This window comes from Hydrogenophaga sp., assembly GCF_050250835.1.
Classification (GTDB): domain Bacteria; phylum Pseudomonadota; class Gammaproteobacteria; order Burkholderiales; family Burkholderiaceae_C; genus Hydrogenophaga.
In genome coordinates this window covers 201,452-226,413 of record NZ_JBFWNX010000005.1, presented here as the reverse complement: position 1 = coordinate 226,413, position 24,962 = coordinate 201,452, and the positions used below count along the sequence as shown (strand labels likewise).

At 64.7% G+C, this 24,962-nt stretch carries 27 protein-coding genes and 2 tRNA genes; 22 read left to right on the top strand and 7 right to left on the bottom strand.

Annotated elements, in window-relative coordinates; genetic code table 11:
- Positions 1–366 precede the first annotated feature (366 nt).
- The 6 genes from AB7F11_RS09360 (at position 367) to adk (ending at position 4,356) form a co-directional block, all read left to right on the top strand.
- A complete protein-coding gene (locus AB7F11_RS09360) occupies positions 367–1,014 on the top strand; it encodes a MotA/TolQ/ExbB proton channel family protein (RefSeq protein ID WP_428290142.1) in 648 nt (215 codons plus the stop codon).
- Complete coding sequence (locus tag AB7F11_RS09355) at positions 1,011–1,448, top strand: ExbD/TolR family protein (RefSeq protein WP_428290143.1); 438 nt, start codon at positions 1,011–1,013, stop codon at positions 1,446–1,448. Before AB7F11_RS09360 ends, AB7F11_RS09355 begins: the two co-directional genes overlap by 4 nt.
- A 28-nt stretch (positions 1,449–1,476) precedes the next feature.
- The gene (gene lpxK / locus AB7F11_RS09350; RefSeq protein ID WP_428290144.1) at positions 1,477–2,565 is read left to right on the top strand and encodes a tetraacyldisaccharide 4'-kinase; all 1,089 of its coding nucleotides are present in this window, start codon (positions 1,477–1,479) and stop codon (positions 2,563–2,565) included.
- A complete protein-coding gene (locus AB7F11_RS09345; RefSeq protein ID WP_428290145.1) occupies positions 2,546–2,752 on the top strand; it encodes a Trm112 family protein in 207 nt (68 codons plus the stop codon). Before lpxK ends, AB7F11_RS09345 begins: the two co-directional genes overlap by 20 nt.
- Positions 2,749–3,546 (top strand): 3-deoxy-manno-octulosonate cytidylyltransferase, encoded by a 798-nt coding sequence (kdsB, locus tag AB7F11_RS09340; protein ID WP_428290146.1) that lies wholly within the window; start codon positions 2,749–2,751, stop codon positions 3,544–3,546. Before AB7F11_RS09345 ends, kdsB begins: the two co-directional genes overlap by 4 nt.
- A gap of 153 nt (positions 3,547–3,699) precedes the next feature.
- Positions 3,700–4,356 (top strand): adenylate kinase, encoded by a 657-nt coding sequence (adk, locus tag AB7F11_RS09335; RefSeq protein WP_428290147.1) that lies wholly within the window; start codon positions 3,700–3,702, stop codon positions 4,354–4,356.
- Positions 4,357–4,360: 4 nt separating this feature from the next.
- Here the strand turns inward: adk and AB7F11_RS09330 are convergent, their stop codons facing one another.
- Genes AB7F11_RS09330 through AB7F11_RS09320 form a run of 3 tightly spaced genes read right to left on the bottom strand, consistent with a single transcriptional unit; the run spans position 4,361 to position 6,252 of the window.
- The gene (locus AB7F11_RS09330; protein WP_428290148.1) at positions 4,361–4,840 is read right to left on the bottom strand and encodes a DUF6152 family protein; all 480 of its coding nucleotides are present in this window, start codon (positions 4,838–4,840) and stop codon (positions 4,361–4,363) included.
- Between the two features lie 23 nt (positions 4,841–4,863).
- Positions 4,864–5,283: a hypothetical protein gene (locus AB7F11_RS09325; protein ID WP_428290149.1), complete on the bottom strand. Its 420-nt coding sequence runs from the start codon at positions 5,281–5,283 to the stop codon at positions 4,864–4,866.
- A gap of 3 nt (positions 5,284–5,286) precedes the next feature.
- Positions 5,287–6,252: an asparaginase gene (locus AB7F11_RS09320; protein WP_428290173.1), complete on the bottom strand. Its 966-nt coding sequence runs from the start codon at positions 6,250–6,252 to the stop codon at positions 5,287–5,289.
- Positions 6,253–6,386: 134 nt separating this feature from the next.
- Between AB7F11_RS09320 and lexA the strand changes: the two genes are divergently transcribed.
- The 3 genes from lexA (at position 6,387) to AB7F11_RS09305 (ending at position 8,642) form a co-directional block, all read left to right on the top strand.
- Positions 6,387–7,064, top strand: coding sequence for a transcriptional repressor LexA (gene lexA, locus AB7F11_RS09315; RefSeq protein ID WP_428290174.1), 678 nt, complete (start codon positions 6,387–6,389; stop codon positions 7,062–7,064).
- Between the two features lie 138 nt (positions 7,065–7,202).
- A complete protein-coding gene (locus AB7F11_RS09310) occupies positions 7,203–7,577 on the top strand; it encodes a hypothetical protein (protein WP_428290150.1) in 375 nt (124 codons plus the stop codon).
- A 57-nt stretch (positions 7,578–7,634) separates the two neighbouring features.
- On the top strand, positions 7,635–8,642 hold the full coding sequence (locus AB7F11_RS09305; RefSeq protein ID WP_428290151.1) for a D-2-hydroxyacid dehydrogenase family protein: 1,008 nt from the start codon (positions 7,635–7,637) through the stop codon (positions 8,640–8,642).
- Between the two features lie 12 nt (positions 8,643–8,654).
- Here AB7F11_RS09305 and AB7F11_RS09300 read toward each other — a convergent pair whose 3' ends face one another.
- Positions 8,655–10,685: a hypothetical protein gene (locus AB7F11_RS09300; RefSeq protein WP_428290152.1), complete on the bottom strand. Its 2,031-nt coding sequence runs from the start codon at positions 10,683–10,685 to the stop codon at positions 8,655–8,657.
- A gap of 190 nt (positions 10,686–10,875) precedes the next feature.
- Between AB7F11_RS09300 and AB7F11_RS09295 the strand changes: the two genes are divergently transcribed.
- The 5 genes from AB7F11_RS09295 to AB7F11_RS09275 all read left to right on the top strand — a co-directional run bounded on the left by AB7F11_RS09295 (position 10,876) and on the right by AB7F11_RS09275 (position 16,432).
- Positions 10,876–12,396 carry a 3-hydroxyacyl-CoA dehydrogenase gene (locus tag AB7F11_RS09295; protein WP_428290153.1) on the top strand — a complete coding sequence of 507 codons (1,521 nt, stop codon included), beginning with the start codon at positions 10,876–10,878 and terminating at the stop codon, positions 12,394–12,396.
- 28 nt (positions 12,397–12,424) lie between these two features.
- Positions 12,425–13,204 (top strand): oxepin-CoA hydrolase, alternative type, encoded by a 780-nt coding sequence (locus AB7F11_RS09290; RefSeq protein WP_428290154.1) that lies wholly within the window; start codon positions 12,425–12,427, stop codon positions 13,202–13,204.
- 97 nt (positions 13,205–13,301) lie between these two features.
- The gene (locus tag AB7F11_RS09285) at positions 13,302–14,021 is read left to right on the top strand and encodes a Crp/Fnr family transcriptional regulator (RefSeq protein ID WP_428290155.1); all 720 of its coding nucleotides are present in this window, start codon (positions 13,302–13,304) and stop codon (positions 14,019–14,021) included.
- A 22-nt stretch (positions 14,022–14,043) separates the two neighbouring features.
- Positions 14,044–15,129, top strand: coding sequence for a phosphotransferase family protein (locus AB7F11_RS09280; RefSeq protein ID WP_428290156.1), 1,086 nt, complete (start codon positions 14,044–14,046; stop codon positions 15,127–15,129).
- Between the two features lie 43 nt (positions 15,130–15,172).
- Entirely contained in the window at positions 15,173–16,432 is a 1,260-nt protein-coding gene (locus tag AB7F11_RS09275) for an acyl-CoA dehydrogenase family protein (RefSeq protein ID WP_428290157.1), read from the top strand.
- A gap of 16 nt (positions 16,433–16,448) precedes the next feature.
- On the opposite strand, the gene AB7F11_RS09270 is transcribed toward AB7F11_RS09275, so the two are convergent.
- Positions 16,449–17,117, bottom strand: coding sequence for a hypothetical protein (locus AB7F11_RS09270; protein WP_428290158.1), 669 nt, complete (start codon positions 17,115–17,117; stop codon positions 16,449–16,451).
- 75 nt (positions 17,118–17,192) lie between these two features.
- Between AB7F11_RS09270 and AB7F11_RS09265 the strand changes: the two genes are divergently transcribed.
- The 3 genes from AB7F11_RS09265 to AB7F11_RS09255 all read left to right on the top strand — a co-directional run bounded on the left by AB7F11_RS09265 (position 17,193) and on the right by AB7F11_RS09255 (position 18,156).
- Entirely contained in the window at positions 17,193–17,897 is a 705-nt protein-coding gene (locus tag AB7F11_RS09265; RefSeq protein WP_428290159.1) for a glutathione binding-like protein, read from the top strand.
- Positions 17,898–17,943: 46 nt separating this feature from the next.
- Positions 17,944–18,020 (top strand) — tRNA-Pro (locus AB7F11_RS09260).
- Between the two features lie 59 nt (positions 18,021–18,079).
- Positions 18,080–18,156 (top strand) — tRNA-Arg (locus AB7F11_RS09255).
- A gap of 16 nt (positions 18,157–18,172) precedes the next feature.
- On the opposite strand, the gene AB7F11_RS09250 is transcribed toward AB7F11_RS09255, so the two are convergent.
- Positions 18,173–19,135 (bottom strand): Bug family tripartite tricarboxylate transporter substrate binding protein, encoded by a 963-nt coding sequence (locus AB7F11_RS09250; protein WP_428290160.1) that lies wholly within the window; start codon positions 19,133–19,135, stop codon positions 18,173–18,175.
- Positions 19,136–19,449: 314 nt separating this feature from the next.
- On the opposite strand from AB7F11_RS09250, the gene AB7F11_RS09245 reads away from it, so the two are divergent.
- From AB7F11_RS09245 to AB7F11_RS09225, 5 genes are all read left to right on the top strand, one after another.
- Entirely contained in the window at positions 19,450–20,637 is a 1,188-nt protein-coding gene (locus AB7F11_RS09245) for an ABC transporter substrate-binding protein (protein WP_428290161.1), read from the top strand.
- Between the two features lie 97 nt (positions 20,638–20,734).
- Entirely contained in the window at positions 20,735–21,598 is an 864-nt protein-coding gene (locus AB7F11_RS09240; RefSeq protein WP_428290162.1) for a branched-chain amino acid ABC transporter permease, read from the top strand.
- Entirely contained in the window at positions 21,595–22,587 is a 993-nt protein-coding gene (locus AB7F11_RS09235) for a branched-chain amino acid ABC transporter permease (protein ID WP_428290163.1), read from the top strand. The genes AB7F11_RS09240 and AB7F11_RS09235 overlap by 4 nt, the downstream gene beginning before the upstream one ends.
- A complete protein-coding gene (locus AB7F11_RS09230) occupies positions 22,584–23,348 on the top strand; it encodes an ABC transporter ATP-binding protein (RefSeq protein WP_428290164.1) in 765 nt (254 codons plus the stop codon). Before AB7F11_RS09235 ends, AB7F11_RS09230 begins: the two co-directional genes overlap by 4 nt.
- 62 nt (positions 23,349–23,410) lie before the next feature.
- Complete coding sequence (locus tag AB7F11_RS09225; RefSeq protein ID WP_428290165.1) at positions 23,411–24,127, top strand: ABC transporter ATP-binding protein; 717 nt, start codon at positions 23,411–23,413, stop codon at positions 24,125–24,127.
- Positions 24,128–24,133: 6 nt separating this feature from the next.
- On the opposite strand, the gene AB7F11_RS09220 is transcribed toward AB7F11_RS09225, so the two are convergent.
- Complete coding sequence (locus AB7F11_RS09220) at positions 24,134–24,916, bottom strand: IclR family transcriptional regulator domain-containing protein (protein ID WP_428290166.1); 783 nt, start codon at positions 24,914–24,916, stop codon at positions 24,134–24,136.
- Positions 24,917–24,962: the final 46 nt, after the last annotated feature.

Sequence of the window (24,962 nt, the reverse complement as noted above, 5' to 3'; positions counted from 1 at the left end):
CACAGCGCTTTCCCATGCAAATGTGTCCACAAGCCGCGCCAGCACTGACCTTCTCACGCTGAAATGCAGAAAATCCGCCGCGCTGCGGCAAGTGCGTTGATTTCAAAGTCTTTTGGCCTGCCTGTTTTGTCATCGTTTCGTCGCAGGCCGCGCCACACGAAGCCTTGGGGCTGAATCCAGGCGGGTTCTTCACAAAGTTATCCACAGAATCTGTGCATGGCGCGTGGTGCCTGGTCTCGTGTGGACACCGCCCGACATCCGGTGCGTCCGAGGGGACGGTCATCCCGGGAAGCGACAGGTGCTGAGACATAATCGTCCGACCGCACCGGACCCCCCCTTCGGGAGGCCGTCGAATGGAGCCCCGCTTTGTTTTCCATCATACAAGCCGCCGGTTGGCCGATCTGGCCCCTGATCATCTGTTCCGTGCTGGGCCTGGCCCTGGTCATTGAGCGATTCATCAGCCTGAAATCGAGCAAGATCATGCCGCCCAAATTGCTCGATGAAGCCATCATGGTTTCGCGCAATGGCGTCCCGGGGCCCGATGTGGTGACCCAGCTCGAACAGAACTCGGTGCTGGGCTCGGTGCTGGCCAGCGGCTTTCGCACCTTCAACAGCAACCCCCGCGCCAGCGAAGACGACCTGCGAGCCAGTCTGGAAGGCGCTGGCCGGCAGGCCGCCGCCAAGCTGCAGCGCTACCTGGGCGCGTTGGCCACCATCGCTTCGGCGGCGCCGCTGCTGGGACTGCTGGGCACCGTCATCGGCATGATCGAGATTTTCGGTTCGCAAGCCAGCGAAGGCGCGGGCGTGGTACCCGGCATGGGCAACCCTGGGCAACTCGCTCACGGCATCTCGATTGCCTTGTACAACACCGCGTTCGGCCTGATCGTGGCCATCCCGGCCCTGATCTTCTGGCGGTACTTCCGCGCCCGGGTGGACGACTACCTGCTGGGAATGGAACTGGCCGCCGAGCGCTTCACCCGCCACCTGCTGAGTCTGCGCAGGACGCCACTATGAACTTCCGGCCCGGCACGCGCGATGAGCCCGAGATCAACCTGATCCCGTTCATCGACATCCTGCTGGTGGTGCTGATCTTCCTGATGCTCACCACCACCTACAGCAAGTTCACCGAACTGCAGGTGAATCTGCCCGTGGCCGACGCACAGGCGCCCAAGCAGAATCCACGCGAGGTTGTGGTGGCCGTGGGCGCCGACGGGCGCTACTCGATCAACAAGCAAGTGCTGGAGGGCGTGGGTGTGGATGCCCTCACCCGCGTGCTTTCGCTGGCCTCCCAGGACAGCCGCGAGACGGTGATCGTCATCAGTGCCGACGCGGCGGCCACCCACCAGTCGGTCATCAACGTGATGGACGCCGCGCGCCGCGCAGGCCTGGTACAGATCACGTTTGCCACCCAGCAATCGGGCGCATCCGCTGCCCGAGGCAAACCCTGACGCCGGTCGAGCCCACCCGGCAACCGCGATGAGCCAGGGCACGGGGCAAGCTCGCTGGCAGTCGGCCTGGCTGCAAAGTGCGCAGCGCCGAGGGCCGCTGGCCCTTCTGCTCTGGCCCTTGTCCATGGCCTACCGCGCCGTGATGGCTTTTCGCCGGAAGCTCTACTCGGTCGGCATGTTTGCCAGCCACAAGCCCGAGGTTCCGGTGATCGTGGTTGGCAACGTCGTGGTGGGCGGAGCAGGCAAGACGCCCACCACGCTCGCCCTGGTCGCGCACCTGCAGGCGCAGGGTTGGCGCCCGGGCGTGATCTCTCGCGGGCACGGCCGACAAAGCGAAGACCTCGTGCATGTAGGAATGGACACGCCCGCGCGCGACGCAGGCGATGAGCCGCTGTTCATCCGGCAACGCACCGGGGTGCCGGTCTGTGTGGCCCGCGTTCGACTTGAAGCTGCTCGCGGCCTGTTGGCCATCCACCCCGATGTGGACATCTTGATTTGCGACGACGGCATGCAACACCTGGCCTTGGGGCGCGATCTGACGGTGGCCGTTTTCGACGACCGTGGGGTGGGCAACGGCTGGCTGCTGCCTGCAGGTCTGCTGCGCGAGCCATGGCCGCTTGCCCCAGCGGCGCCGGGCCGGCCCGATATGGTGCTGCGGCAAACCCGAGCGGGCGTCGCGGCATGCACCTTGCCAGAGGTACCGGACCTGCCGGAGTTCAATGCACTGCGCCAACTCGCCAGCTTTGCCACAGGGCCCGCAGGCGAGCAACGAACACTGGCGCAACTGAAGGGGGAACCCCTGACCGCGGTAGCGGGCATTGCCCGCCCAGAGGTGTTCTTCGAGATGCTCCGCGAGCGAGGACTGACGCTCGCCCGCTGCGTCGCCTTGCCGGACCACGCAGATGCCACCGACTACGCCGAGCTGCTCGATACCGCGGGCCATCCCCTGATTTGTACCGAGAAAGACGCCGTCAAGCTCTTCCCCCTGGTGGCCTCTGGGGTGTCCGTCCAGACCTGGGCGGTTGCGCTCGAGCTGGTGCCCGAACCTGCTTTCTTCTCGGCGGTCGACGCCCGGCTCGCGAGACTATCATCGCGCCATGGACACCAAACTGCTTGAGCTGCTGGTCTGCCCCGTGACCAAGGGCCCGCTGATCTTCGACCGCGAAAAACAGGAGCTGCTCTCGCGCAGCGCGCGCCTTGCCTACCCGGTGCGTGACGGCATTCCCATCTTGCTCGAACACGAGGCGCGCCCCCTGACCGACGAGGAGGCGGTGCGACCTTCCGCGCCCTCACCGCTGGAATGAGCGTCCTGGCCGTGCCCGACACCGGCTACACCGTGTTGATTCCCGCCCGGCTCGCATCGAGCAGGCTGGCCGACAAGCCCCTGGCGGACATCGGTGGACTGCCCATGGTGGTGCGCGTTGCCCACCGCGCGCAGCGAAGCGCCGCCAGGCGATGCGTGGTGGCTGCGGATGACATGCGCACCGTGAAGGTCTGCGAGTTGCATGGCATTGAGGCCGTGCTCACCCGCGTCGACCATGCCTCCGGCAGCGATCGGTTGGCCGAAGCCTGCGACCTGCTGGGTTTGGGTGGCCAAGAGGTGGTGGTGAACGTACAGGGAGACGAACCGCTCATCGAGCCATCGCTGATCGACGCGGTGGCCGCCGAGCTGGGCCGCCGCGAGGACTGCGTGATGAGCACAGCAGCCCACGCCATCGAGCATTCGGCCGACTTCCTCAACCCGCATGTCGTCAAGGTGGTGCTCGACCGCCATGGCACGGCGCTGTATTTCAGCCGCGCACCCATTGCCTGGTGGCGCGACGGCATGGGCTCACTGGCCTCGGGCGAACCCATGGCGTCCCTGCCCTCGCCCGCACCGCTTCGCCACATCGGCATCTACGGCTACCGCGCCGATTTCCTGCGCCAGTTCCCCCGGCTGGAATCGGCGCCCCTGGAGACCACGGAGTCTCTGGAGCAGCTTCGCGTCCTCTGGCACGGCCACCGCATTGCGGTGCATGTGACGGCTTTGTCACCCGGCCCGGGCGTCGACACGCCTGCCGACCTGGAGCGCGTCCGCGCCCTGCTCCGCACTAGCTGAAACGGGCGCCTTTCGGGGCAAATCGGCTCCAGTTGCTGTAAGCCAGGCCTGGGAATGCGCGTGCTATCCTCGAACGGTTGCCCCGGGTCCCATGCCCGGGCGGGCTGCGGTGAAGCAGCGGCCACGCCATTGAAACTCTGAACAAGGAAAACGATGAGACTGATTCTGTTGGGTGCTCCGGGGGCCGGCAAGGGAACGCAAGCCACGTTCATCTGCCAGAAATACGGCATTCCCCAGATCTCCACGGGCGACATGCTGCGCGCAGCCGTGAAGGCAGGTACGCCGCTGGGCCTGCAGGCCAAGGCCGTCATGGAGTCCGGGGGACTGGTCAGCGACGACCTCATCATCAACCTCGTGAAAGAGCGCATAGCCCAGCCCGACTGCGCCAATGGTTTTCTGTTCGATGGCTTCCCGCGAACGATCCCGCAAGCCGATGCCATGAAAGCCGCTGGCGTCAAGCTGGACTACGTGCTGGAGATCGACGTGCCGTTCGACGCCATCGTGGAACGCATGAGCGGGCGCCGCTCGCATCCGGCTTCGGGCCGCACCTACCACGTGAAATTCAATCCGCCCAAGGTCGAAGGCATCGACGACCTGAGCGGCGAACCGCTGATCCAGCGCGAAGACGACAAGGAAGAAACCGTGAAGAAGCGCCTGGAGGTCTACAGCGCGCAGACTCGCCCGCTGGTGGACTACTACAGCAGCTGGGCGCGCGTCGATCCTGCCGGGGCGCCCAAGTACCGCGCCATCAGCGGCATGGGATCGGTGGACGACATCACGGCGCGTGCCTTCGAGGCACTGACAAAGTAAGCCCTCAGGTCGGGCTGGATCTCAGCCCGTAGGCCTTGCCCTCCAGGAAGAGGTACTCGGCGCGCACGATGGCTTCGCCCTTTTCGTCTTTGAAAGTGAACCCCACGACACCCAGAGACACGCCGGCCTTGATCTCGGGCACCTGCCACTGACCCAACCGGAACAGGGGCGCCAGTTCGATCTCCCAGCGCCGGTCGCGCCGACTGGGCAACACGGTCTTGGCGAGCAGGGCCGGCCCGTCGATACCAGCGGTCTGGGCCGGCAATGGACGCCGCACCAGATCGGCCGGCAGGGTCAGATTTTCGGGCAGTTCCAGCACCAGTTCGGCATGTGGGTTGCGCCACTTCACCTCGACAGCCTTGCCCTCCAGGTAGATCGGCCGGTCCTGATCGAAGCTGCTCCATCCGTGGTGCGCCAAGGCACCGGAACCCCAGCCGGCAAGGCCAAGCAGTGCGCCTGCCTGCATCAAATCACGTCTCTGCATGGAGATCTCCTTGCCATTTCGAATCACACGTAGCTGATCCACCGCCCGCAGGTGAGCACCAGCAGCCACAGCACCGTGGACAGCGTCATCAAGGCGCGGGCCATAGCGTCCTGCAACTGCAACGAACGGCGCGCATGAAACCAGCCGGCGTTGCAGCCGGCCAGCATGATCAACGCCATCTTGACTGTGAACACGCGATTGGCCAACAGTTCCCCGGGCTGCGTGCCAAACATCAGCAGCCCGGAGGTGGCTACCAACGCAAAGCCACCCACCGCCAGCCCCAGGCTCAGCCGCGCCAGGGGCTCCAGTGGCAGGGCTGCACCCCAGCCAAACACGCGAAGTTCCAGCAGCACCAGGTTGCCCAGAAGCAGTGACACCCCCAACAAATGGGCCACCTCCAGCATCGGATATGCCCAGGGGTGGGCGCCAAGGGCGGCCAGCATGGCTCAGCCTTCGAGCAGGTCCAGCGCAAGCGCCAGGCGGGCCTTGATCGCTGACAGGCCACCCGCATCCTCGAAAGGCAGTCCCGGATGTGGCACCACCCGGCCCCTGGCACACCGACTGCTCAGCCTCACACGAACGCCGCGTGCCTGGGCTTCGTGCAGGGCATCTGTCAACGCCTGGTGCACGGTGCCATTGCCGGTGCCCGCCACCACGATGCCCTGCAAAGCCCGCTCACCAGGCATCACGAGCAAGCTCCGGATCAGGTCGCCTCCAGCGTCGGCGTGGCTCGTCACAAGCTCCACACGCGGGAGCTCCGATGCCAACAGAAACGGCGCGAGCGCGTTGGCGCCCCGCAATGGGTCGCTTTCCTGGCGCACCCAGGGTCGAAACTCGCGGACGCGGCCCTCTTCCACACACGCCAGCGGGCCGGCGTCGCCAGAATCGAACGCGTCAAGCCGATAGGTGTGTACCTTGGCCACATCGCGAGCGGCATGCACCTGGCCTGCACACACCACCACCACCCCACCTGCGCCCGCGTGGCGGGCCACGGCCATGGCGTCGCTCAGGTTCTGTGGGCCGTCGGGCACCAACGCGGTGGAGGGACGCATGGCACACGTGAATACCACGGGTTTGGCCGGCCGCAGCAACCGGTGAATCAGAAAGGCGGTCTCCTCAATGGTGTCGGTGCCGTGGGTCACGATCACCGCCCGAACCTGTGGACGCTCGAGATGCACCGCAATGCGCCTCGCCAGCGCTTGCCAGACGGCCAGTCCCATGTCCTTGCTGTCGATCTGCGCGATCTGCTCCAACTCCAGCGGCAAACCACCCAGCGTCGGTACCGCCGCCACCAGTTCGGCCACACCCACCTGGCCGGCCACATACCCCACGTTGTCCGCCGCCTGGGCTGCCTGCCCGGCAATGGTGCCGCCTGTGCCGAGCAACACCCACCGATCAGCCTCCAATGACATTGCCACTTGCCAAGTCTCCCAAACTGGTTAAAAATACAGCCACTGGATAAGAAAACAGGTATGGGTATCTTCCCACCCCACTTGTCCACCCAGCCAGTTTCCCCGTAGTTCAGACGAGGTTTCCCATGTCCGACATGCTCCCCGCCGCCCCGAAGCTCACCGCCCGGCAACAGCAGATCCTGGAACTGATCCAGACGGCCATTGCCCGCACAGGTGCACCGCCCACGCGGGCCGAAATCGCCAGCGAACTGGGTTTCAAGTCGGCCAACGCCGCCGAAGAACACCTTCAGGCGCTGGCCCGCAAGGGCGTCATCGAGCTCGTCAGCGGAACATCCCGCGGCATTCGGCTGAGGAGCGAAGACCTGCGCTCCATCAACGATTCCAGAGCCCGCCAGCTTACACTGCCGCTCCCCGATTTCTCCCAGCTCTTGCTGCCCCTGATCGGCCGCGTGGCGGCGGGCTCGCCAATCCTGGCGCAGGAACATGTGGACCAGACTTACCACGTCGAGCGCAGCCTGTTCCAGCGCACGCCCGACTACCTGCTCAAGGTGCGTGGCATGTCCATGCGGGACGCCGGCATCATGGACGGCGATCTGCTCGCCGTGCAGGCCACGAAGGAAGCCAAGAACGGCCAGATCGTGGTGGCCCGCCTGGGTGACGACGTCACCGTCAAGCGTTTCATGCGGCGCCAGCATCTGATCGAACTGCACGCCGAGAATCCCGACTACAAAACCATCGTCGTCGAGCCGGGTGAGCCTTTCGAAATCGAGGGACTCGCTGTGGGCCTGATCCGCAACAGTTTCCAGCTCTGACCGGCTTCTGCCGGTGTCGCCTCAGCAGGTGGCGGGCGTTTGGTCCAGCGGGCTTTGCCGTCCGCTCAAGGACACATCCCTGCGTTGGCGACTTTCAAGCAATCCTGCCTGTGTACAACCCCCACCAAGGAGTTTCGCATGGGAATCCTCTTCAACACCAACACCTGGCGCGCACCGCTTCAGCTCATCGACTGCTGGCTGCCCGCGCCCGCCACGCGCCGCACGCTCGCTGCCAATGAGCCGCTGGCCAACCGCGCGGTGCAGCGGTTCGCTCGCGCAGGATGGCTGGGGCGCCCGGCCCGAGTACCCGCCCAGCAGCCTGCACTCATCGCACCGATGAAGCGGTCTGAAAGCCCAGGGGCGTGCCGCGTCCGGGTGCTTCGCCAGACAGACCCGGTCCCCTCGCCTTCGCTGGGCGTGCGGCTTGTGATTTCGGGCCGAATCAACGACGTCTGTGCTGAACTGGACCGGCTCGCCGACCAGGAAAGCCAGGTTTCCGCACGCGCTGCCTGAGCCTCCCGCGTCCCGAGGCCGGGGCAGGCCCGGTGGTGGTGAGGGCACAATAGGGTCATGAATATTGTGATCCTTGATGACTATCAGGATGCGGTGCGCAAGCTGCGGTGCGCCGAGAAACTGGAGCCGTATCCCGCCAAGGTGTTCACCAACACGGTCAAAGGCGTGGGACAACTCTCCATCCGGCTGCGCGATGCCGACGTGGTGGTCCTCATCCGCGAACGCACACAGGTGACGCGCCAGCTCATTGAAAAGCTGCCCCGCCTCAAGCTGATTGCGCAGACCGGACGCGTGGGCAGCCACCTCGATGTCGCTGCCTGCACTGAACGAGGCGTTGCCGTGGCCGAGGGCGTGGGCTCTCCGGTCTCCACCGCCGAACTCACCTGGGGCCTGGTGCTGGCCGCCATGCGCCGCATACCGCAATACGTTTCCCACCTCAAGCACGGTGCCTGGCAGCAAGCGGGGCTCAAGGCGGCCGCCATGCCAGCCAATTTCGGACTGGGCATGGTGCTGCGCGGCAAGACCCTGGGCATCTGGAGTTATGGCCGCATCGGGCAGTTGGTGGCCGGCTATGGGCGAGCCTTCGGCATGCGTGTCGTGGTGTGGGGAAGCGAAGAGGCAAGGGCCCGCGCCCAGGCCGATGGCCATGAAATCCTCGACAGCAAGGCCACTCTATTTGCAGAGTCCGACGTGCTATCGCTGCACCTGCGCCTGAGCGAAACAAGCGCTGGCTGCGTGAAGGCGGAAGATCTGGCGCGCATGAAAACCAGTGCCTTGCTGGTGAACACGTCTCGAGCGGAGCTGATTGAGCCCGAGGCCCTGATCGCCGCACTCAACCGGGGACATCCAGGCATGGCTGCCGTCGATGTATTCGAGTCGGAGCCCATCCTGCAAGGGCACGCCCTGCTTCGGCTGGAAAACTGCATCTGCACGCCCCACATCGGCTACGTGGAGCAGGACAGCTACGAGATGTACTTTGCAGCGGCGTTCGACAACGTCGTCAACTTCATCCAGGGCACGCCCACCAACATCGTCAACCCCGGAGCCTTGCAGGTCCGGCGCTGACGCTCATCGCCTTCACGCCTTTTTGCGGGGATCGCCTTCAAGAGCGTCCGTGCCGTCGCTCTCGGGCGGCATGAAGTCCTGAACCTCGAAGTCGATCAGGTTGCCACCGGAATCACCCGGTTGCTCACCCTCAGGCGCCCTCGCGGTGGGTTCGATGGCCACGTCCACCTCCGGCAGTGAGGCCTCGAACGCGGAGAATTCGGAGAGATCGTCCAGGTTCACGTCCAGCCCCAGGCGCGAGGAAGCCGGGGTCATGGCGTCCAGGTCCATGGGCTGAGTGTTGCGCTCGCGAACATCCTGAATGGCGCCCTTCTCGGCAATCGGCGAGCCATCGAGAAGGCGCCCTGCTGCCTTGAGGGGCTGCACGGCCGTGTGGTGGAAGTCGCTGCTCCCAGTGGCCCTGGAACCATCGCGCTTGATGAGATCCTTCGCCATCGCATGCAGCAGCAGGAGTTCGCGGTAGGCCTCCAGATCGAAGACCTCGACTTCGTCGTCAGACGCATCACGGAAGATGGATTGTTCGATCAGGTCGAGCACCCGCGGCTCCGGCCAGAGCGACTGGATTCGACTGAAGGCGGTCTCATAGGCTTCCAGGCCACGGCCAGCATCTGTGTAGTGATCGAAAGGCGGCGCGCCGGCGTTGAACACCTGGTTGAATTCGTCGCGCAACTGGTCGTAATCGTGACGCCGCCCGAGTCGGTGGTAGAGCTTGAACAGGTCCAGATAGGCCAGCGCGCTGGGTTCGTGGCTTTCAGCCAGGTGGTTGCGCAGCACTTCAATGGCCTGCCCATCCTCGCCCAGAGAGACGAAGAAGTCGGCTTGCTGCTGCACGTCGAACAGTTCTTCGGTGGCAATGGAGCGTGAGCCACCGATGGCGCTGGGCGAGAACTCGCGTTTGTCGCGGGCCTGCATCGCAGGCGCAGGCTCGGCTGCCAGGGGTGGCCGACCACTGCGCACCGTCCCAGCCTTGGGCGGGTTCAGCGAATCAAACGAAGAGTCTTCTTCCAGGTTGAGGTCGAGGTCCTTGACCTCCTCGTTCAGCGCAGCGGGCGCTGACACGTTGCGCGCCACGGGTTCGCCGAGCTGGTCAGCCGCTGTCTTGTCATCGGGATCGGAAGACCACCACGCACGCGAGGCTTCCGATCCCGGCGCCTGGGCCTTGCGCCGCCACACGAACAGCAACGCCAGCAGAGAGATCAACAGCAAGGCGCCCAGCGCGTGAACCAGCGGGTTGCTGTAGCGCTGGTTTTTGGCCTCATCCAACTGGCTCCTGAGTTCGGCCAGGCTGGCCTGATCCCGGGCTTGCGCGCTGCGCAGCTCGGCGGCTTCGGCTTCCACGGCGCCCAGCTTGCGGGCATCGCGCAGGATGTCCTCGGGCGTGGCGTTGATGGCTTTCCAGCGTTCAGCCGCCGCCGCTCGCGCTTCGTCGGTGGTGGCGGGTTCGCTGAGCATCAACGGTGAGAGCTTGAGCGCCGGATCGCGCTCGATGCCCGGGCTCAGGTCCACCGGATCAAGCTGCAGGCGTGGTGCAGCCACGCCTGCAGGTGCCCGGCGCACCACGCTGGGCGGTGCTGCCGGCCGGGCATTGGCCGGGCTCGGTGCGCGGGTCGCTGGCCTCGTCGCGGAAGCCCTCGGCGTTGTCGAAGTCCCCGGGGACTGCGCCGACGCGGCACCACCCGACGATGCGCCTGCTGGTGCGGATGGCGACGCCAATGGCGCCACGGCAGGCGGACGAACAGGCGCCGCAGCCGCTGCGGATGGCGTGGCTGCGCTCGCCGCAACGGGCTCAGAGGACAGATCGGCCAGCAGCACGTAGCGCCGCGTGAAGGGATTGCTGCAACCGGCCCGCACATACAGGGTGACGATGGGTTCATTCACCGGCACGGAGGCCTGGATGCGCACGGTGGCCTGGGCATCGACACCGGCTGCCTTCTGGGGCGTGCTGCGCACGGTGCCGGGCGGGACTTGCGCATCGCCGTAGAACACATCGGTGGTCACACACTGGTTGGTGGCGTCTTCTTCAGGCCCCACCAGGAGCTGCACCCGGACATCAAGCGGTTGCCCGATAAGGGCTGCGCCACTGTGCCTTCCCAAGGTCACTGCCGAACTGCCCATGGCAGTTGATAGCAAAATACAGGCTGTCCATGTCTGGCGCACGTTGGATGTCCTTCGTTCTTTCGATCGGTCATTTTGTCATAGCCGATGCGCCTGTCATTCCAAATACAACACACTTATGCAACCCATTTTTCCCTCTGCGGGCATCGTTGGCACCGGCGCCATGGGCCGTGGCATCGCCCAGATGGCGGCCCAGGCGGGCAGCCAGGTCTGGCTTTTTGACGTGCAGCCCGGCGCAGCCCAGGCCGCGCGAGATGCCCTGCAAACGACCTGGCAGGCCCTGGTGGGCAAGAACCGGATGGATGCCGCAGCCATGCAGGCATGCCTGGAACGCCTTCAAGTGGCTGACGCGCTGACCGACCTGGCATCGTGCGACCTGGTGGTCGAAGCGGTGGTGGAGCGGCTGGATGTGAAGCAGCGCCTGTTCGCCGATCTGGAGGGCATCGTGCAGCCAGGTGCGGTGCTGGCGACCAACACCTCCTCGCTTTCCGTCACAGCCATCGCCGCGGCGCTCAAGCGACCGGCCCAACTGGCGGGCTACCACTTCTTCAACCCGGTGCCGCTGATGCGCGTGGTGGAGGTCATTGCCGGTCTGAAGACCAGCGCCGAGGTCTGTCAGCGCCTGACCCATTACACGCGCCAGTTCGGTCACACCCCCGTGGCTGCCCAGGACACGCCAGGGTTCATCGTCAACCATGCCGGGCGCGGCTACGGCACCGAGGCCCTGCGCGTGGTGGGCGAACAGGTAGCGGATTTCACCACCATTGATCGCATCCTCAAGGATCAGGTGGGGTTTCGCCTCGGCCCGTTCGAGCTGATGGACCTGACCGCGCTGGACGTCTCGCACCCGGTGATGGAGTCGATCTACCACCAGTACTACGAGGAACCGCGCTATCGACCCAGCGTCATTACCGCGCAGCGCCTGGCTGGAGGCGTGGTGGGAAAGAAGGTGGGCGAAGGCTTCTACCACTATGACAAAGGCGTCGCCCGGCTCAGCGCCGAGCCCCCTCCTCCCACGGTCAGCGACCTCCCACCGGTCTGGGTGTCGCCCAAGGCGGCTCGGCGCCAGGAGCTCTACCAGTTGCTGAAAAACCTGGGTGCCAGCATCGAGACCGCCGCAGCGCCCTCGGCCACGGCGCTGATTCTGGTCGCCCCCCTGGGGCTGGACGTGACCACACTGGCCGCCGTGGAGCGGCTGGATGCTTCACGCACAGTGGGCATCGACATGATGCTGGAGGACGCCGCCACGCGTCGCCGCGTGCTGGCCACCAATCCCGCCACACGAGCTGACATGCGCGACGCCGCGCACGCGCTTTTCGCACGCGACGGCAAACCCGTGAGCGTGATCCGCGACAGTGGTGGTTTCGTCACCCAGCGCGTGGTGGCCACCATCGTGAACATTGCCGCCGACATGTGCCAGCAAGGGATCTGTTCACCGCAGGACCTGGACGTGGCGGTCACGCTGGGCCTGGGCTACCCCGCCGGGCCACTGGCCATGGGCGACCGCATCGGCCCGACCAATGTGCTTGAGATCCTGTTCAACCTGCAGACCGTTTATGGCGATCCCCGTTACCGTCCCTCGCCCTGGCTGCGCCGGCGCGGCGCGCTGGGCCTGAGCCTGACCCACCAAGAAGCCTGAACCCCGGCCTGTACACAGGACCCATCACATGACCGCCAGCCTCAAGAGCCACAGCCATGGCCAGACCATGGTGCTGACCATCAGCAACCCCGAAAACCGCAACGCCCTGAGCCCGGACATGTACGCCGCCGGTGTGGAGGCACTCAATGTGGCCGAGAGCAGCGGCGACGTGCGCAGCGTGGTGATCACCGGCGAGGGCAGCCACTTCTGCGCCGGGGGCAACCTGCAGCGGTTGCTGGCCAACCGGCAGCAACCACCCGAGGTGCAGACACAAAGTGTCGAAGGCCTTCACAACTGGATCGAGACCATCCGCGCATTTCCCAAGCCGGTACTCGCGGCGGTGGAAGGCTCCTGCGCCGGCGCCGGTTTTTCGCTGGTGCTGGCCTGCGACCTGGTGGTGGCCGCGCAGAACAGCGTGTTTGTCATGGCCTACAGCAATGTGGGCCTCTCGCCCGACGGTGGATCGACCTGGAGCCTGATGCGGTCCATGCCCCGCGCCACCGCGTTGCAATTGCTGCTGTGCGGAGACCGCATCGGCGCCGACCGCCTGCAGCAGCTGGGCGTGATCAACCAGGTCTGCGCGCCCGGCGAAGCCCTGGCAGAAGCCCTGGCCATGAGTGAGCGGCTCAACGCGCGCGCGCCCAATGCGCTGTCCAGCATCAAGGAACTCGCCAACGACGCCTTCTCGCACACGCTGCACGCCCAGCTCGCAGCCGAGCGCGACCACTTCGTGCGCTGCCTGCACCACCCCAACGCGGGTGAAGGCATCGCCGCGTTCATGGAAAAGCGGCCTGCCAGCTACCGCTGAACGGCTTGCCGCGCGCGCCCTGCGCGCATACCCTGATCCGCTCGCCACGTCCCTGTGGCGACAATGAACGCCTTTCCAGTCACTCAAAAGACAGCCCATGGACGAACCGATTCTGACAATGGAAGAACGCGAGGCGATCAACAACGGTCGTTGGTTCACCAGTCTTTCCCCTTCCCTGCGTCACGACATACTCCGATGCGCCTACGTCAAGCGATTCAAGGATGGCGATCTCATCGTCGCCCGCGGCGACCCGCCCTCCGAATGGTCGGCGGTGGCCAAGGGGGCGGTGCGCGTGAGCTCGACCTCGCTCTCTGGCAAGCAGATCACCCTGACCTATGTGGAGCCAGGCGTGTGGTTCGGCGATGTGGCGATGTTCGACGGCGACCAGCGCACGCACGATGCCTATGCGCATGGGGCCACCACCATGCTGTGCGTCGCACGGACCGATTTCCAGAAGATCCTGAGCACGCATGTGGAACTCTACGAGGCGCTCATGCGCTTGCAGGCGCGGCGCATCCGCACGCTGTTCGGCCTCGTCGAGGACCTCAACACCCTGCCGCTTCGCGCTCGGCTGGCCAAGCAGCTGCTGCACCTCGTGCGCAGCTACGGCGTGCCTTGTCTTTCGGACGGCAGCGAGATGCGCATCGGCCTGCAACTGGCGCAGGAAGAGCTGGCGCAATTGCTGGGCGCCTCGCGTCAGCGCGTGAATCAGGAGCTCAAGTCGATGGAGCGGGAAGATGCGATCCGCATCGAGCAAGGCGGCCTGGTGGTGCGCAACCGCGACATGCTCATGCGCATCGCCGAGTCCGAATCCTGAAGCGCTGCCGGGGGACGGGTTCATGAGCGACCACCAGAACTTCACCGGAACCCGACCCGTGGCAGGCACGCACGCCTTCGATGAGGCGGCACTGTCGCGCTGGCTGCAGGCACATCTGCCCGGCTTTGGCGGACCGCTCACGGTCGAAATGTTCAAGGGCGGCCAATCGAACCCCACCTACAAGCTCATCACGCCTCAACGCGCCTATGTGATGCGCGCCAAACCCGGGCCGGTGGCCAAGCTCCTGCCATCGGCGCACGCCATCGAGCGCGAGTTCCGCGTGATGAGCGCGTTGCACGGTACCGGTGTGCCGGTCGCGCGAATGCACGCACTGTGCGAAGACGAGTCGGTGATCGGCCGTGCCTTCTACGTCATGGAATGCGTGAATGGGCGCGTGTTGTGGGACCAGTCGTTGCCGGGAATGACGCCCGCGCAACGCGGTGCCATCTACGACGAGATGAACCGCGTGATGGCTGCGCTGCACACCGTCAGACCGCTTGAGATCGGCCTGGACGGCTATGGCAAGCCGGGCAACTACTTCGAACGCCAGATCGGCCGCTGGAGCAAGCAATACCAGGCCTCGGTGACACAGCCTATCGAGGCCATGGACCGCCTCATGGACTGGCTTCCGCAAAACGTGCCGGCCATGGCACGAGACGAATCCATGCTGACGGTCGTGCATGGCGACTTTCGCCTCGACAACCTGATGTTTCATCCCAGCGAACCGCGCGTGCTTGCGGTGCTCGACTGGGAGCTCTCCACGCTGGGTCACCCGCTGGCCGACTTCAGCTACCACTGCATGTCCTGGCACATTCCGCCTGGCGCCTTCCGTGGCATTGGCGGCCTGGACTTGAAGGCCCTGGGCATACCGTCGGAAGCCGACTACATCGCGCTGTACTGCGAGCGCACCGGCTTTGCGCAGCCCGCGCAACTCAAGGCCGACTGGAATTTTTACCTGGCCTACAACATGTTTCGTCTGGCCGCCATCCTGCAAGGCATTGCCAAGCGGGTGGAGGCCGGCACCGCCTCCAGCGCCCAGGCTGTCAGTTCTGCTGCCGGCGCCCGGCCCATGGCCGAGCTGGCCTGGCGGTTCGCGAGCGCCGGTTGATCCTCTTTTCCGGGCATCCCAGCCTCACCCCACAGGAGACACGATGAATTTCGACTACACCGACAAGGTCAAGGACATGCGCGAACGCCTGCTCGCGTTCATGGACCAGCACGTGTACCCCAACGAGGCTCGTTTCTTCGAAGAGATCTCGGCCAACCGGGCCAAGGGCAACCCCTGGGTGCCCACGGCGATCATCGAAGAGCTCAAGCCCAAAGCCCTCGCCGCCGGCCTGTGGAACCTCTTCCTGCCGCGCAGCCCGCGCGCGCCACAAGGCCTGTCCAACCTCGAATACGCGCCGCTGTGCGAGATCATGGGCCGGGTTCCGTTCGCCGCCGAGGTGTTCAACTGCTCCGCGCCGGACACCGGCAACATGGAGACGCTCGAACGCTACGCCAGCGAGTCGCTGAAGGACGAATGGCTCGAACCCCTGCTGCGCGGCGAGATCCGCTCGGCCTTCCTGATGACCGAGCCCGAGGTGGCATCGTCCGACGCGACCAACATCCAGTGCCGCATCGAGCGCGATGGCGATGAATACGTGATCAACGGCCGCAAGTGGTGGTCTTCCGGCGCGGGCGACCCGCGCTGCGCGGTCTACATCGTGATGGGCAAGACCACCCCCGACGCGCCGCGCCATTCGCAACAATCCATGATCGTCGTGCCGGCGAACGCCAAGGGCATCACGGTGCTTCGCCCGCTATCGGTGTTTGGCTACGACGATGCGCCGCATGGCCATATGGAGGTGCTGCTGGAGAACGTGCGTGTGCCGGCCAGCAACATTCTGCTGGGCGAAGGACGTGGCTTCGAGATCGCGCAAGGCCGTCTGGGCCCGGGCCGCATTCACCACTGCATGCGCTCCATCGGCGCAGCCGAGCGCGCCATGGAACTGATGTGCCAGCGGCTCAACAGCCGTGTGGCCTTCGGCAAACCGGTGTCGGCCCAGTCGGTCTGGCACGAACGCATCGCCGATGCGCGGTGCCGCATCGAAATGGCGCGGCTGCTCACGCTCAAAGCCGCCTACATGATGGACACCGTAGGCAACAAGGTGGCCAAAGCCGAGATCGCGATGATCAAGGTGGTGGCACCCAACATGGCCTGCGACGTGATCGACATGGCCATCCAGGCCCATGGCGGTGGTGGTGTGAGCGGCGATTTCCCGCTCGCCTATGCCTACGCCAGTCAGCGCACCCTGCGCCTGGCCGACGGCCCGGACGAAGTGCACCGCCAATCCATCGCCAAGCTCGAACTCGCCAAGCACATGCTGGTGAAAACCGAGGTGGAGATGCCAGTCACGCGCGGATTCTGAAAAGGCGCTTCGAGCGTCAGGAAGCAGGCACTGCGCGGGCCTGTTCGCTCAGGTGGCGAAACAGGTCCAGCGCATGCACCGCCGTGGCGGTATCCCGCGTCTGGTCAATCTGCAGGCGCAGATACGTCTTTCCACGCATCAACATGAACAGCACCGGCGTGGTGGCAGAGACGCCATTCACTGGCCAGGTCATGAGCCGCTGCACGGCACCGGTGTCGAGCCAGGCCTTGGCGGTCTCCGTCGAGTCGGTGAGCACGGCATAGCGCTCCCAGAAGGCTTCGTCGGGACCGGCCCAACCAGCGTCGCGGTACGTCGCCAGCCAGCGGATCTCTTCTGGCAGCATCGCAGCGCTGGTCTGCAATTCATCGGTGTAGCTGGCATACAGCGCCGTGGCCCGCTGCTCCAGAGCGCGCTTGAGCGGGCGGTTCATCAGCACCACGCTGCTCGCCGTGGCCAGGCCGAGGTCGGCGCGCCCCATGAGCTCCATGCCCTGGAGGTAATCTCGCGAGGGGGCGCCGCATTCGACGCGAACAGCTCGGTCTTGCCAGCGCCCCGCGATGGCATAGGCACCGCCGATGAGGGATTTGAAGGCCAGTCCTTGGGACGCCGCCCATTGCGCCAGCAGGGTCGACGGGTCTGACGAGGCCCGCAGACCCACCATCGCTTTTCCCAGGCGCTCGAACATGGACTTGTGTTTTCCCGTAGAGTGAATTTTTGCAAGCATAACCAACCGCCATCCGGTACAGAAAGGCAGCCTCTCATGATCGACGTCTATTCCTGGCCCACACCCAACGGACACAAGGTCCACATCATGCTGGAGGAATGCGGCTTGCGCCTGGGACGCGATTGGCAGGTGCATGCCATCAACATCGGCCAGGGTGACCAGTTCGCGCCCGAATTCCTGAAGATCAGTCCCAACAACAAGATCCCGGCGCTGGTGGACCCGCAGGGCCCGGATGGCCTGCCGATCAGCCTGTTTGAATCGGGCGCCATCCTGCTCTACCTGGCCGCCAAGACCGGCAAGTTCCTGCCCAGATCGGACCGCGCGAGATGGAAAGTGCTGGAGTGGCTGATGTTCCAGATGGGTGGCGTGGGGCCCATGCTGGGGCAGGCGCATCACTTCCGCCTGTACGCGCCCGACAAGATCGAGTACGCGATCAACCGCTACACCAACGAAGCCAAGCGCCTCTACGGGGTGATGGACCGGCAACTGGCCCAGCACAAGTTCATGGCGGGAAGTCAATACAGCGTGGCCGACATGGCCATCTTTCCCTGGTTGCGCAGCTGGCAGAACCAGGGCATCGACTGGGCAGACCACCCTCGGTTGAAGGTCTGGTTCGACACCATCGCGGCCCGCCCTGCGGTGCAGCGCGGCGTGGCCGTGCTGTCTGACGCCCGCAAGCCGCTCACCGACAACAAGTCGCGCGACGTGCTGTTTGGCAAGACGCAATACGAAAAGCGCTGAGGTTCGCGGCGATGCCCGTGGCAGCGGGTACAATCCACCGCTTAGTCGGAGCGTAGCGCAGCCTGGTAGCGCATCTGCTTTGGGAGCAGAGGGTCGCGAGTTCGAATCCCGCCGCTCCGACCATTGATCGAAAACAAAAAGGCCCACAGTGTGGGCCTTTTTTGTATCGCCGATCACCCTGTCTGCCCGTAGCTCAACCGGATAGAGCAGCTGCCTTCTAAGCAGCAGGTCGGGGGTTCGAGTCCCTCCGGGCAGGCCAAGCCTTGATCGCAGGCTCAGTCCAGGCGAATGTTCTTTTCTTTCACCACCTTGCCCCAGAGCGCGTTCTCACGCTTGAGGATCTCGCCCAGTTCGTTGCGACCGGGTTTGGCCAGCACATTGACCGACTGGTACTGCGCCACCACCTCAGGCTGGGTGAGCACGGTGGACAGGGCCGCCGAGAGCTTGTCCAGAATGGGCGTCGGCGTGCCGGCGCGGGCAAGAAATCCAAACCAGACGTCGGCCGAGAAGCCCGGCACCACTTCGGAAATGCTGGGCAGATCGGGCATCGCGGCCGAGCGTGTCGGGTAAGACAGGCCCAGAAATCGCAGACGCCCTTCTTTCACCAGACCGGCCGTCGACGACGAGGGCGTGGACATCAGGTACTTGACCTGTCCGCTCAACAGCCCCTGGATCGCGGGCGCCGAACCCGAGAACGCGATGCGCACCATGTCCTTGATGCCTGCCATGTCGTGGAACACCTCTGTCGCCAGATGGCCGACGCCGCCCAATGCGGCGGTGCCCCACTCCAGCTTGCCGGGATTCGCGCGGGCAAACGCCACGAACTCGGCCAGGGTGGCGGGCATTGAAGCATGCGCCATCAGCAGCAGTGGCGATGTGCCTTGTAGCGAAACAGGCACCAGATCCTTGAACTCGTAGCCGGCGTTGTTTCGCACCAGCGGCGTGGTGACGAACCCATTGTGATGGGTGAGGATGGTGTAGCCGTCAGCGGGCTGCTGCGCCACGAACTGTGTGCCAATGGCGCCGCCTGCGCCCGCCTTGGCCTCGATGATGACCGGCTGGCCAAGGATCTTGCTCAGCGGCTCGGTGACGTAGCGCGCAAGCACATCGTTCGTGCCGCCGGGCGCACCGGGATTGACGATGCGGATCGGCCGCTGGGGCCAGTTGTCCTGGGCAGAGACCTGCGATGCCAAAGGGGCCAGAGCGGCCAGGGAAAGAACGTGTCGACGGTTGAGCATGGTTCGAGTCTCCAACAAGTAGGAGTCGAAATCATAATGCCCAATAAATCAAACATTCATTGGTAAGACCACCTACAGATGAACCCTTGGCACCAGGGCGGGAAGCAAGGGTTTTCCCGGTCTCAGATCCGGATGATATGCAATATATTGCAGGCCAAGCAGATGCATTATTCCTCATATCCCGGCGGCCAAACGATCAAAGTTCACTTTTGAATTGTTCAGACCTAAAGTACGGGTAATTCTGGATCGCCAAGCCTCAACCCGCCGTCTACAGTGATTCGCATCCCGGTAAACCCCCCATAGGAGAACACACCATGACCACCCGCCGACTCGTCCTGACCCGCAGCGCCGCCGTGATCGGCGCCGCATCCACGGGCCTGTTGCTGCCTGAGATCGTGCGCGCGCAGTCGGACAAGGTCCGCGTGGGTTTCATGCTCCCTTACACCGGCACCTTCGCCCAGCTCGGCGTGGCAATCGAAAACGGCTTTCGCCTGGCCATCAACGAACAGGGCGGCAAGCTCGGCGGCCGCGAGATCGAGTATTTCAAGGTCGACGATGAGTCCAATCCCGCCAAGGGCATCGAGAACGCCAGCCGCCTGGTGCAGCGAGACAAGGTCGACGTGCTCGTGGGCACGGTGCATTCCGGTGTCCAGATGGGCATCCACAAGGTCGCACGCGACACGGGTGTGCTCAACCTCATTCCCAATGCCGGCGTGCATGTCGCCACCCGCGCCCAATGTGCCCCCAACGTTTTCCGGGCCTCTTTCACCAATTCCCAGCCCACGCTGGCGCTGGGCAAGGCCATGGTGGACCGCGGCCACAAGAAGGCCGTCTGGATCACCTGGAACTATGCGGCCGGCGAAGAGGCATTCGAAGGCTTCGAACAGAGCTACACCGCTGCGGGTGGCACCATCGTCAAGAAGCTCGGCCTGCCCTTCCCCAACGTGGAGTTCCAGGCGCTGCTCACCGAGATCGCATCGCTCAAGCCTGACGCCGTGGCCTGCTTCTTCGCTGGCGGCGGCGCCGCCAAATTCATGAGCGACTTCGCCGCCGCGGGGCTGAACAAGTCCATCCAGCTCTACGGATCGGGCTTCCTGACCGAAGGTGTGCTCGACGCCGCAGGCGCTGCGGCCGACGGAGTGCTGACCACCATGCATTACGGCGATTCACTCAACACGCCGCGCGACAAGCAGTTCCGTCTGGAATACGCCAAGGCCTTCCGCCTGCAGCCGGACGTATACGCGGTGCAGGGGTACGACACCGGTTTGCTGCTCGTCAAGGGCGCCAACGCCGTCAAGGGTGACATGAACAACAAAAAGGCGTTGTATGCCGCCATGGAAGGCGCCGTGATCGACAGCCCGCGCGGCAAGTGGACCATGAGCAAGGCGCACAACCCCGTGCAGGACATCTATCTGCGCAAGGTCGAAAACAAGGAGAACAAGGTGATCGGCATTGCGCAAAAGGCCGTGGCCGATTCCGCGGCTGGTTGCCGCATGGGCTGAGCGCCAACCTCCGCCTCATGAACTCGCACACCGGCGCCCCAGCGGCGCTGGTCTGCTTTCTGCTCGCCTGTTTTCCCGATCTCCCGCTTTCTGCACCATGGATTTCGCCAACTTCCTGATCCAGTTGCTCAACAGCCTGCAGTACGGCCTGCTGTTGTTCATGCTGGCCGCCGGCCTCACGCTGATCTTCGGCATCATGGGCGTGGTCAATCTCGCCCATGGCAGCTTCTACATGCTGGGCGCCTACCTCGCGTGGTTCCTGGCCGGCCAGCTCGACAGCCTGGTGCTGGCCATCGTGCTGGGCTCGACGCTCGCGGTGGCGTTCGGCTGGTTGCTGGAGTGGCTGCTGTTCCGGCACTTCTACCACCGGGATCACCTGGACCAGGTGCTGCTCACGTTCGGCCTGATCTACATCTTCGAGGAACTGCGCTCCATCCTCTGGGGCGACGATGTGCACTCGGTGCAGGTACCCGAGGTGTTGAACTGGTCCATTCCGCTCACTGAGAACCTTTCCTACCCGGTCTACCGCCTGGTGATGTCGGGCGTGTGCATCGCCCTCGCCCTCGGGCTATATCTGCTGATCTCGAAGACGCGGCTGGGCATGAAGATCCGCGCGGGCGCCTTCAACCGGGAAATGACCGAGTCGCTGGGCGTCAACATCCGCCTGATCCATGGTGTGGTGTTCGCGCTGGGCGTGGCGCTGGCCGCCATCGCCGGCATGATCGCCTCGCCCATCTCCAGCGTCTACCCCGGCATGGGCAGCTCGGTGCTGATCATGTGCTTCGTGGTGGTGGTCATCGGCGGTATCGGCTCGGTGCGTGGTGCGCTCGTGGCGGCGCTGCTGGTAGGACTGGTGGACACCTTTGGCAAGGTGCTGGCCCCTCAAATTGCCGGCATGTCCGTCTACATGCTCATGGCCGCCGTGCTGCTTTACAAGCCTGAAGGGCTCTTCAAACAATGAGCGCTCCGAAAGCCCAACTCGAAAAACTGCCGCGCAGCATGCAGGTCATCCTGCTGCTGGGTGCCATCGCGCTTGCGGCCTTTCCGCTGATCCCGATCGCTGGCACCGACTTCTACCTGCAGATGCTTTCGCAGATGATGATTCTGGCCATCTTCGCCATGAGCCTGGACCTGTTGCAGGGTGTGACCGGCCTGGTCTCGCTCGGCCATGCGGCCTACTTCGGCCTGGCCGGCTATGCGCTGGCCTTCCTCACACCAGCCGATCTGCCCATCAGCCTGTGGTGGTCATTGCCCGTTGCGGCGCTGGCCGCTGGCCTGGCGGCGCTCGTCATCGGTTTTTTCGTGGTGCGAACGCACGGCATCTACTTCATCATGGTCACCATGGCCTTTGCGCAGATGGTGTTCTTCCTGTTCTTCGACAACAAGGCGCTCGGCGGCTCCGACGGCATCTACGTCAACTTCCGGCCCGACGCTTCCCTGTTCGGGTGGTCCGGCATCGACCTGGACAACAAGACCACCTTCTACTACTTCACACTGCTGGTGCTGGTGCTGGTGTACGCCTTCCTGCGCCGCCTGCTGTTTTCGCCCTTCGGCCGTGTGCTGGCAGGCATTCGGGTCAACGAACACCGCATGCGCGCCGTGGGCTATGGCACCTTTGGCTACAAGCTTGCTGCTTTCACGCTGGCTGGTGCGCTCGCGGGCGTGGCAGGCTTTCTCTGGGCAGCGCAGACCGGCTTCGTGAACCCTGAGCTCATGGGCTTCCACATGAGCGCGCACGCCATCATGATGGTCATCCTGGGCGGCATGGGCAATTTCGCAGGTGCCATCGTGGGCGCCTTCGCCTTCGAGTACGTGATGCACTTCTTCAAGGACCTCACCAAGCACTGGCAATTGCTCATGGGCAGTTTCATCGTGCTGGTGGTGGTGTTTGCGCCGCGCGGCCTGCTCGGCATCGTGGGTCAGCTTTCGAAGAAGCGAGGTGGGCCATGAGCGACCTTTTGCTCTCCGCACAGAACCTCACCAAGCGCTTCGGTGGCCTGGCGGCCGTGAACGAAGTGTCGATCGACCTGTTCCGCGATCGCATCCATGCAGTGATCGGGCCCAATGGCGCGGGCAAGTCCACCTTGACCAACCTGCTCTCGGGCGACCTGCCGCCCACCTCCGGCCGCATCACGCTCAATGGCACCGAGACCGCTGGGCTCAGCCCCGAGCGCATCTCGCGCCTGGGCCTGGGCCGCAGCTACCAGAAGACCAACATCTTCCTGCCGTTCACCGTCTGGGACAACGTGCGCCTGGCCGCGCAGTCGCGCGAACGCCATGGCCCCTGGAACCCCCTGCGATGGCTGTCGTCAGCCAGTGCGCTGGCCGAGGTCAACCTGCGATGCGAACGGGCGTTGGAGCTTGCTGGCCTCACGGCGCGCGCTCACACCGTCTCAGGCACCATCAGTCACGGGGAACAACGCCAGCTCGAAATTGCCATGACGCTGGCCACCGAGCCCACGGTGTTGCTGCTCGACGAGCCCCTGGCCGGCATGGGTCAGGCCGAGGCCGAGAGCATGGTGACGCTGCTACAGAAGATCAAGACGGACCACGCCATGTTGCTGGTGGAGCACGACATGGATGCGGTGTTCACCCTGGCCGACCAACTCACTGTGATGGTGAACGGACAAGTGATCGCCAGCGGCACACCTGCCCAGGTCCGAGCCGATGCCGCGGTGCAGGCTGCCTACCTCGGCGAGGAGCATGCGTGAGCGCAGCGCTGGGCCGTTCCCAAGCAAGCTCGCACCGCAGCCCGGAGGGCGGAGGTAATCCAGTGAACGAACACACCTTGATCGAAGCCAGAGGCCTTCACACCCATTACGGCGCCAGCCATATCCTGCGCGGCGTGGATTTCACCGTTGGCAAGGGGCAGACCATCGGCCTCATGGGCCGCAACGGCATGGGCAAGACCACGCTGCTGAAGTCGCTCATGGGCATCGTCAGGCCCAGCGGCGGCCGCGTGCAGGTCAAGGGCCGCGACATGACCGGTGCGCCCACATTCGAGATCGCGCGCCAGGGCCTGGCCTACGTGCCCGAAGGACGTGGCATCTTCGGCAACCTGAGCGTGCGCGAAAACCTGATCATGTCGGCACGGGCGGGCACGCGTGGCCAGCGCGACTGGACCTATGAGCGCGTGCTGGAGACGTTTCCGCGCCTGGCCGAACGACTCGACCATGGCGGCCAGCAGCTCAGTGGCGGCGAACAGCAGATGCTCACCATCGGCCGCGCGCTCATGACGAATCCGGACCTGCTGATCCTGGACGAAGCCACCGAAGGCCTGGCGCCGCTGATCGCGCGCGAGATCTGGCGGATCTGCGGCCTGATCCGCGAGAGCGGCATCAGCAGCGTCATCGTCGATAAAAACTGGAAACACGTCACCCAGATCACCGACCGCAATGTGATTCTGGTCAAGGGAGAAGTCGTCTTCGAAGGCAGCTCGGCGCAGCTGCTGGGCCAGCCGGGCCTGCTGGAACAACACCTCGGCGTATGACGCTCTTCAGAGCAGCGGCCGCAATTCTCTCGCCGCGTCCAGCAGCAAAGGCAACAGGTCTTTATGCAGGCTGGGCAGTTCAAGCCTTTCGGGTGATGCCACCACGTTGAGCGCAGCCACTGTGCGGCCTTGCATGTTGCGCAGCGGAACGGCCAGCGCGTGCACGCCCAGTTCATGCTCCTCCCGGGCCACGCAAAGGTCGTCCTCGCGCACGCGCGCGATGATGTCGCGAAAGGCCTTGTGGTCCACCACTGTGCGCGGTGTCAGGCGCGGCAGCTCGCGGCCCTTGAGCCAGGTATTGAAAGCACCCCGGGGCATGGCAGCCAGCAGCACACGGCCGGTGGAGGTGGCATGTGCAGGCAGTCGTGCGCCCAGGTGAAGGCCATATGCCATGAGGCGCTGGCCACCAATGGAGACGTTGCGCGCCACGATCACCACCTCGTCGCCATCGAGCACCGCCGCCGAAAACGACTCGCGCGTCAGTGCAGCCAGGCGGTTGAGCGTGGGCTGCAGCAGTCGCGGCAGGCGAGCAGAGGCAAGATAGCTGCCGGAAAAGCGCAGCACCTTGGGTGACAGCCAGTAGTGGCTGCCGTCGGATTCCAGGTAACCCAGGTGCGCCAGCGTGAGCAGGTGTCTGCGCGCGGCGGCGCGCGTGAGGCCGGCGCGCTCGGCCGCCTGGGTGGCGTTCAGGCGCTGGCGCCCGGTGTCAAAGCTCTCCAGCACGGCCATGCCTTTGGCCATGCCTTCGATGAAATCGGCCTTGGCGATGGCCGGCTGGACGTTGTTCATGGGCGGATTATGCCCGCGCCCCTTCTTACTGCGCGGTGATCGCGCA

Coding starts and splice junctions, on each gene's coding strand:
- AB7F11_RS09265 (WP_428290159.1), top strand. CDS start 17,193: ATGATCGACGTCTATTCCTGGCCCACACCCAACGGACACAAGGTCCAC.
- AB7F11_RS09280 (WP_428290156.1), top strand. CDS start 14,044: ATGAGCGACCACCAGAACTTCACCGGAACCCGACCCGTGGCAGGCACG.
- AB7F11_RS09320 (WP_428290173.1), bottom strand. CDS start 6,252: ATGTCATTGGAGGCTGATCGGTGGGTGTTGCTCGGCACAGGCGGCACC.
- adk (WP_428290147.1), top strand. CDS start 3,700: ATGAGACTGATTCTGTTGGGTGCTCCGGGGGCCGGCAAGGGAACGCAA.
- AB7F11_RS09275 (WP_428290157.1), top strand. CDS start 15,173: ATGAATTTCGACTACACCGACAAGGTCAAGGACATGCGCGAACGCCTG.
- AB7F11_RS09310 (WP_428290150.1), top strand. CDS start 7,203: ATGGGAATCCTCTTCAACACCAACACCTGGCGCGCACCGCTTCAGCTC.
- AB7F11_RS09285 (WP_428290155.1), top strand. CDS start 13,302: ATGGACGAACCGATTCTGACAATGGAAGAACGCGAGGCGATCAACAAC.
- AB7F11_RS09270 (WP_428290158.1), bottom strand. CDS start 17,117: ATGTTCGAGCGCCTGGGAAAAGCGATGGTGGGTCTGCGGGCCTCGTCA.
- AB7F11_RS09220 (WP_428290166.1), bottom strand. CDS start 24,916: ATGAACAACGTCCAGCCGGCCATCGCCAAGGCCGATTTCATCGAAGGC.
- AB7F11_RS09345 (WP_428290145.1), top strand. CDS start 2,546: ATGGACACCAAACTGCTTGAGCTGCTGGTCTGCCCCGTGACCAAGGGC.
- AB7F11_RS09355 (WP_428290143.1), top strand. CDS start 1,011: ATGAACTTCCGGCCCGGCACGCGCGATGAGCCCGAGATCAACCTGATC.
- AB7F11_RS09325 (WP_428290149.1), bottom strand. CDS start 5,283: ATGCTGGCCGCCCTTGGCGCCCACCCCTGGGCATATCCGATGCTGGAG.
- lpxK (WP_428290144.1), top strand. CDS start 1,477: ATGAGCCAGGGCACGGGGCAAGCTCGCTGGCAGTCGGCCTGGCTGCAA.
- AB7F11_RS09305 (WP_428290151.1), top strand. CDS start 7,635: ATGAATATTGTGATCCTTGATGACTATCAGGATGCGGTGCGCAAGCTG.
- AB7F11_RS09245 (WP_428290161.1), top strand. CDS start 19,450: ATGACCACCCGCCGACTCGTCCTGACCCGCAGCGCCGCCGTGATCGGC.
- AB7F11_RS09295 (WP_428290153.1), top strand. CDS start 10,876: ATGCAACCCATTTTTCCCTCTGCGGGCATCGTTGGCACCGGCGCCATG.
- lexA (WP_428290174.1), top strand. CDS start 6,387: ATGCTCCCCGCCGCCCCGAAGCTCACCGCCCGGCAACAGCAGATCCTG.
- AB7F11_RS09290 (WP_428290154.1), top strand. CDS start 12,425: ATGACCGCCAGCCTCAAGAGCCACAGCCATGGCCAGACCATGGTGCTG.
- kdsB (WP_428290146.1), top strand. CDS start 2,749: ATGAGCGTCCTGGCCGTGCCCGACACCGGCTACACCGTGTTGATTCCC.
- AB7F11_RS09235 (WP_428290163.1), top strand. CDS start 21,595: ATGAGCGCTCCGAAAGCCCAACTCGAAAAACTGCCGCGCAGCATGCAG.
- AB7F11_RS09250 (WP_428290160.1), bottom strand. CDS start 19,135: ATGCTCAACCGTCGACACGTTCTTTCCCTGGCCGCTCTGGCCCCTTTG.
- AB7F11_RS09240 (WP_428290162.1), top strand. CDS start 20,735: ATGGATTTCGCCAACTTCCTGATCCAGTTGCTCAACAGCCTGCAGTAC.
- AB7F11_RS09330 (WP_428290148.1), bottom strand. CDS start 4,840: ATGCAGAGACGTGATTTGATGCAGGCAGGCGCACTGCTTGGCCTTGCC.
- AB7F11_RS09230 (WP_428290164.1), top strand. CDS start 22,584: ATGAGCGACCTTTTGCTCTCCGCACAGAACCTCACCAAGCGCTTCGGT.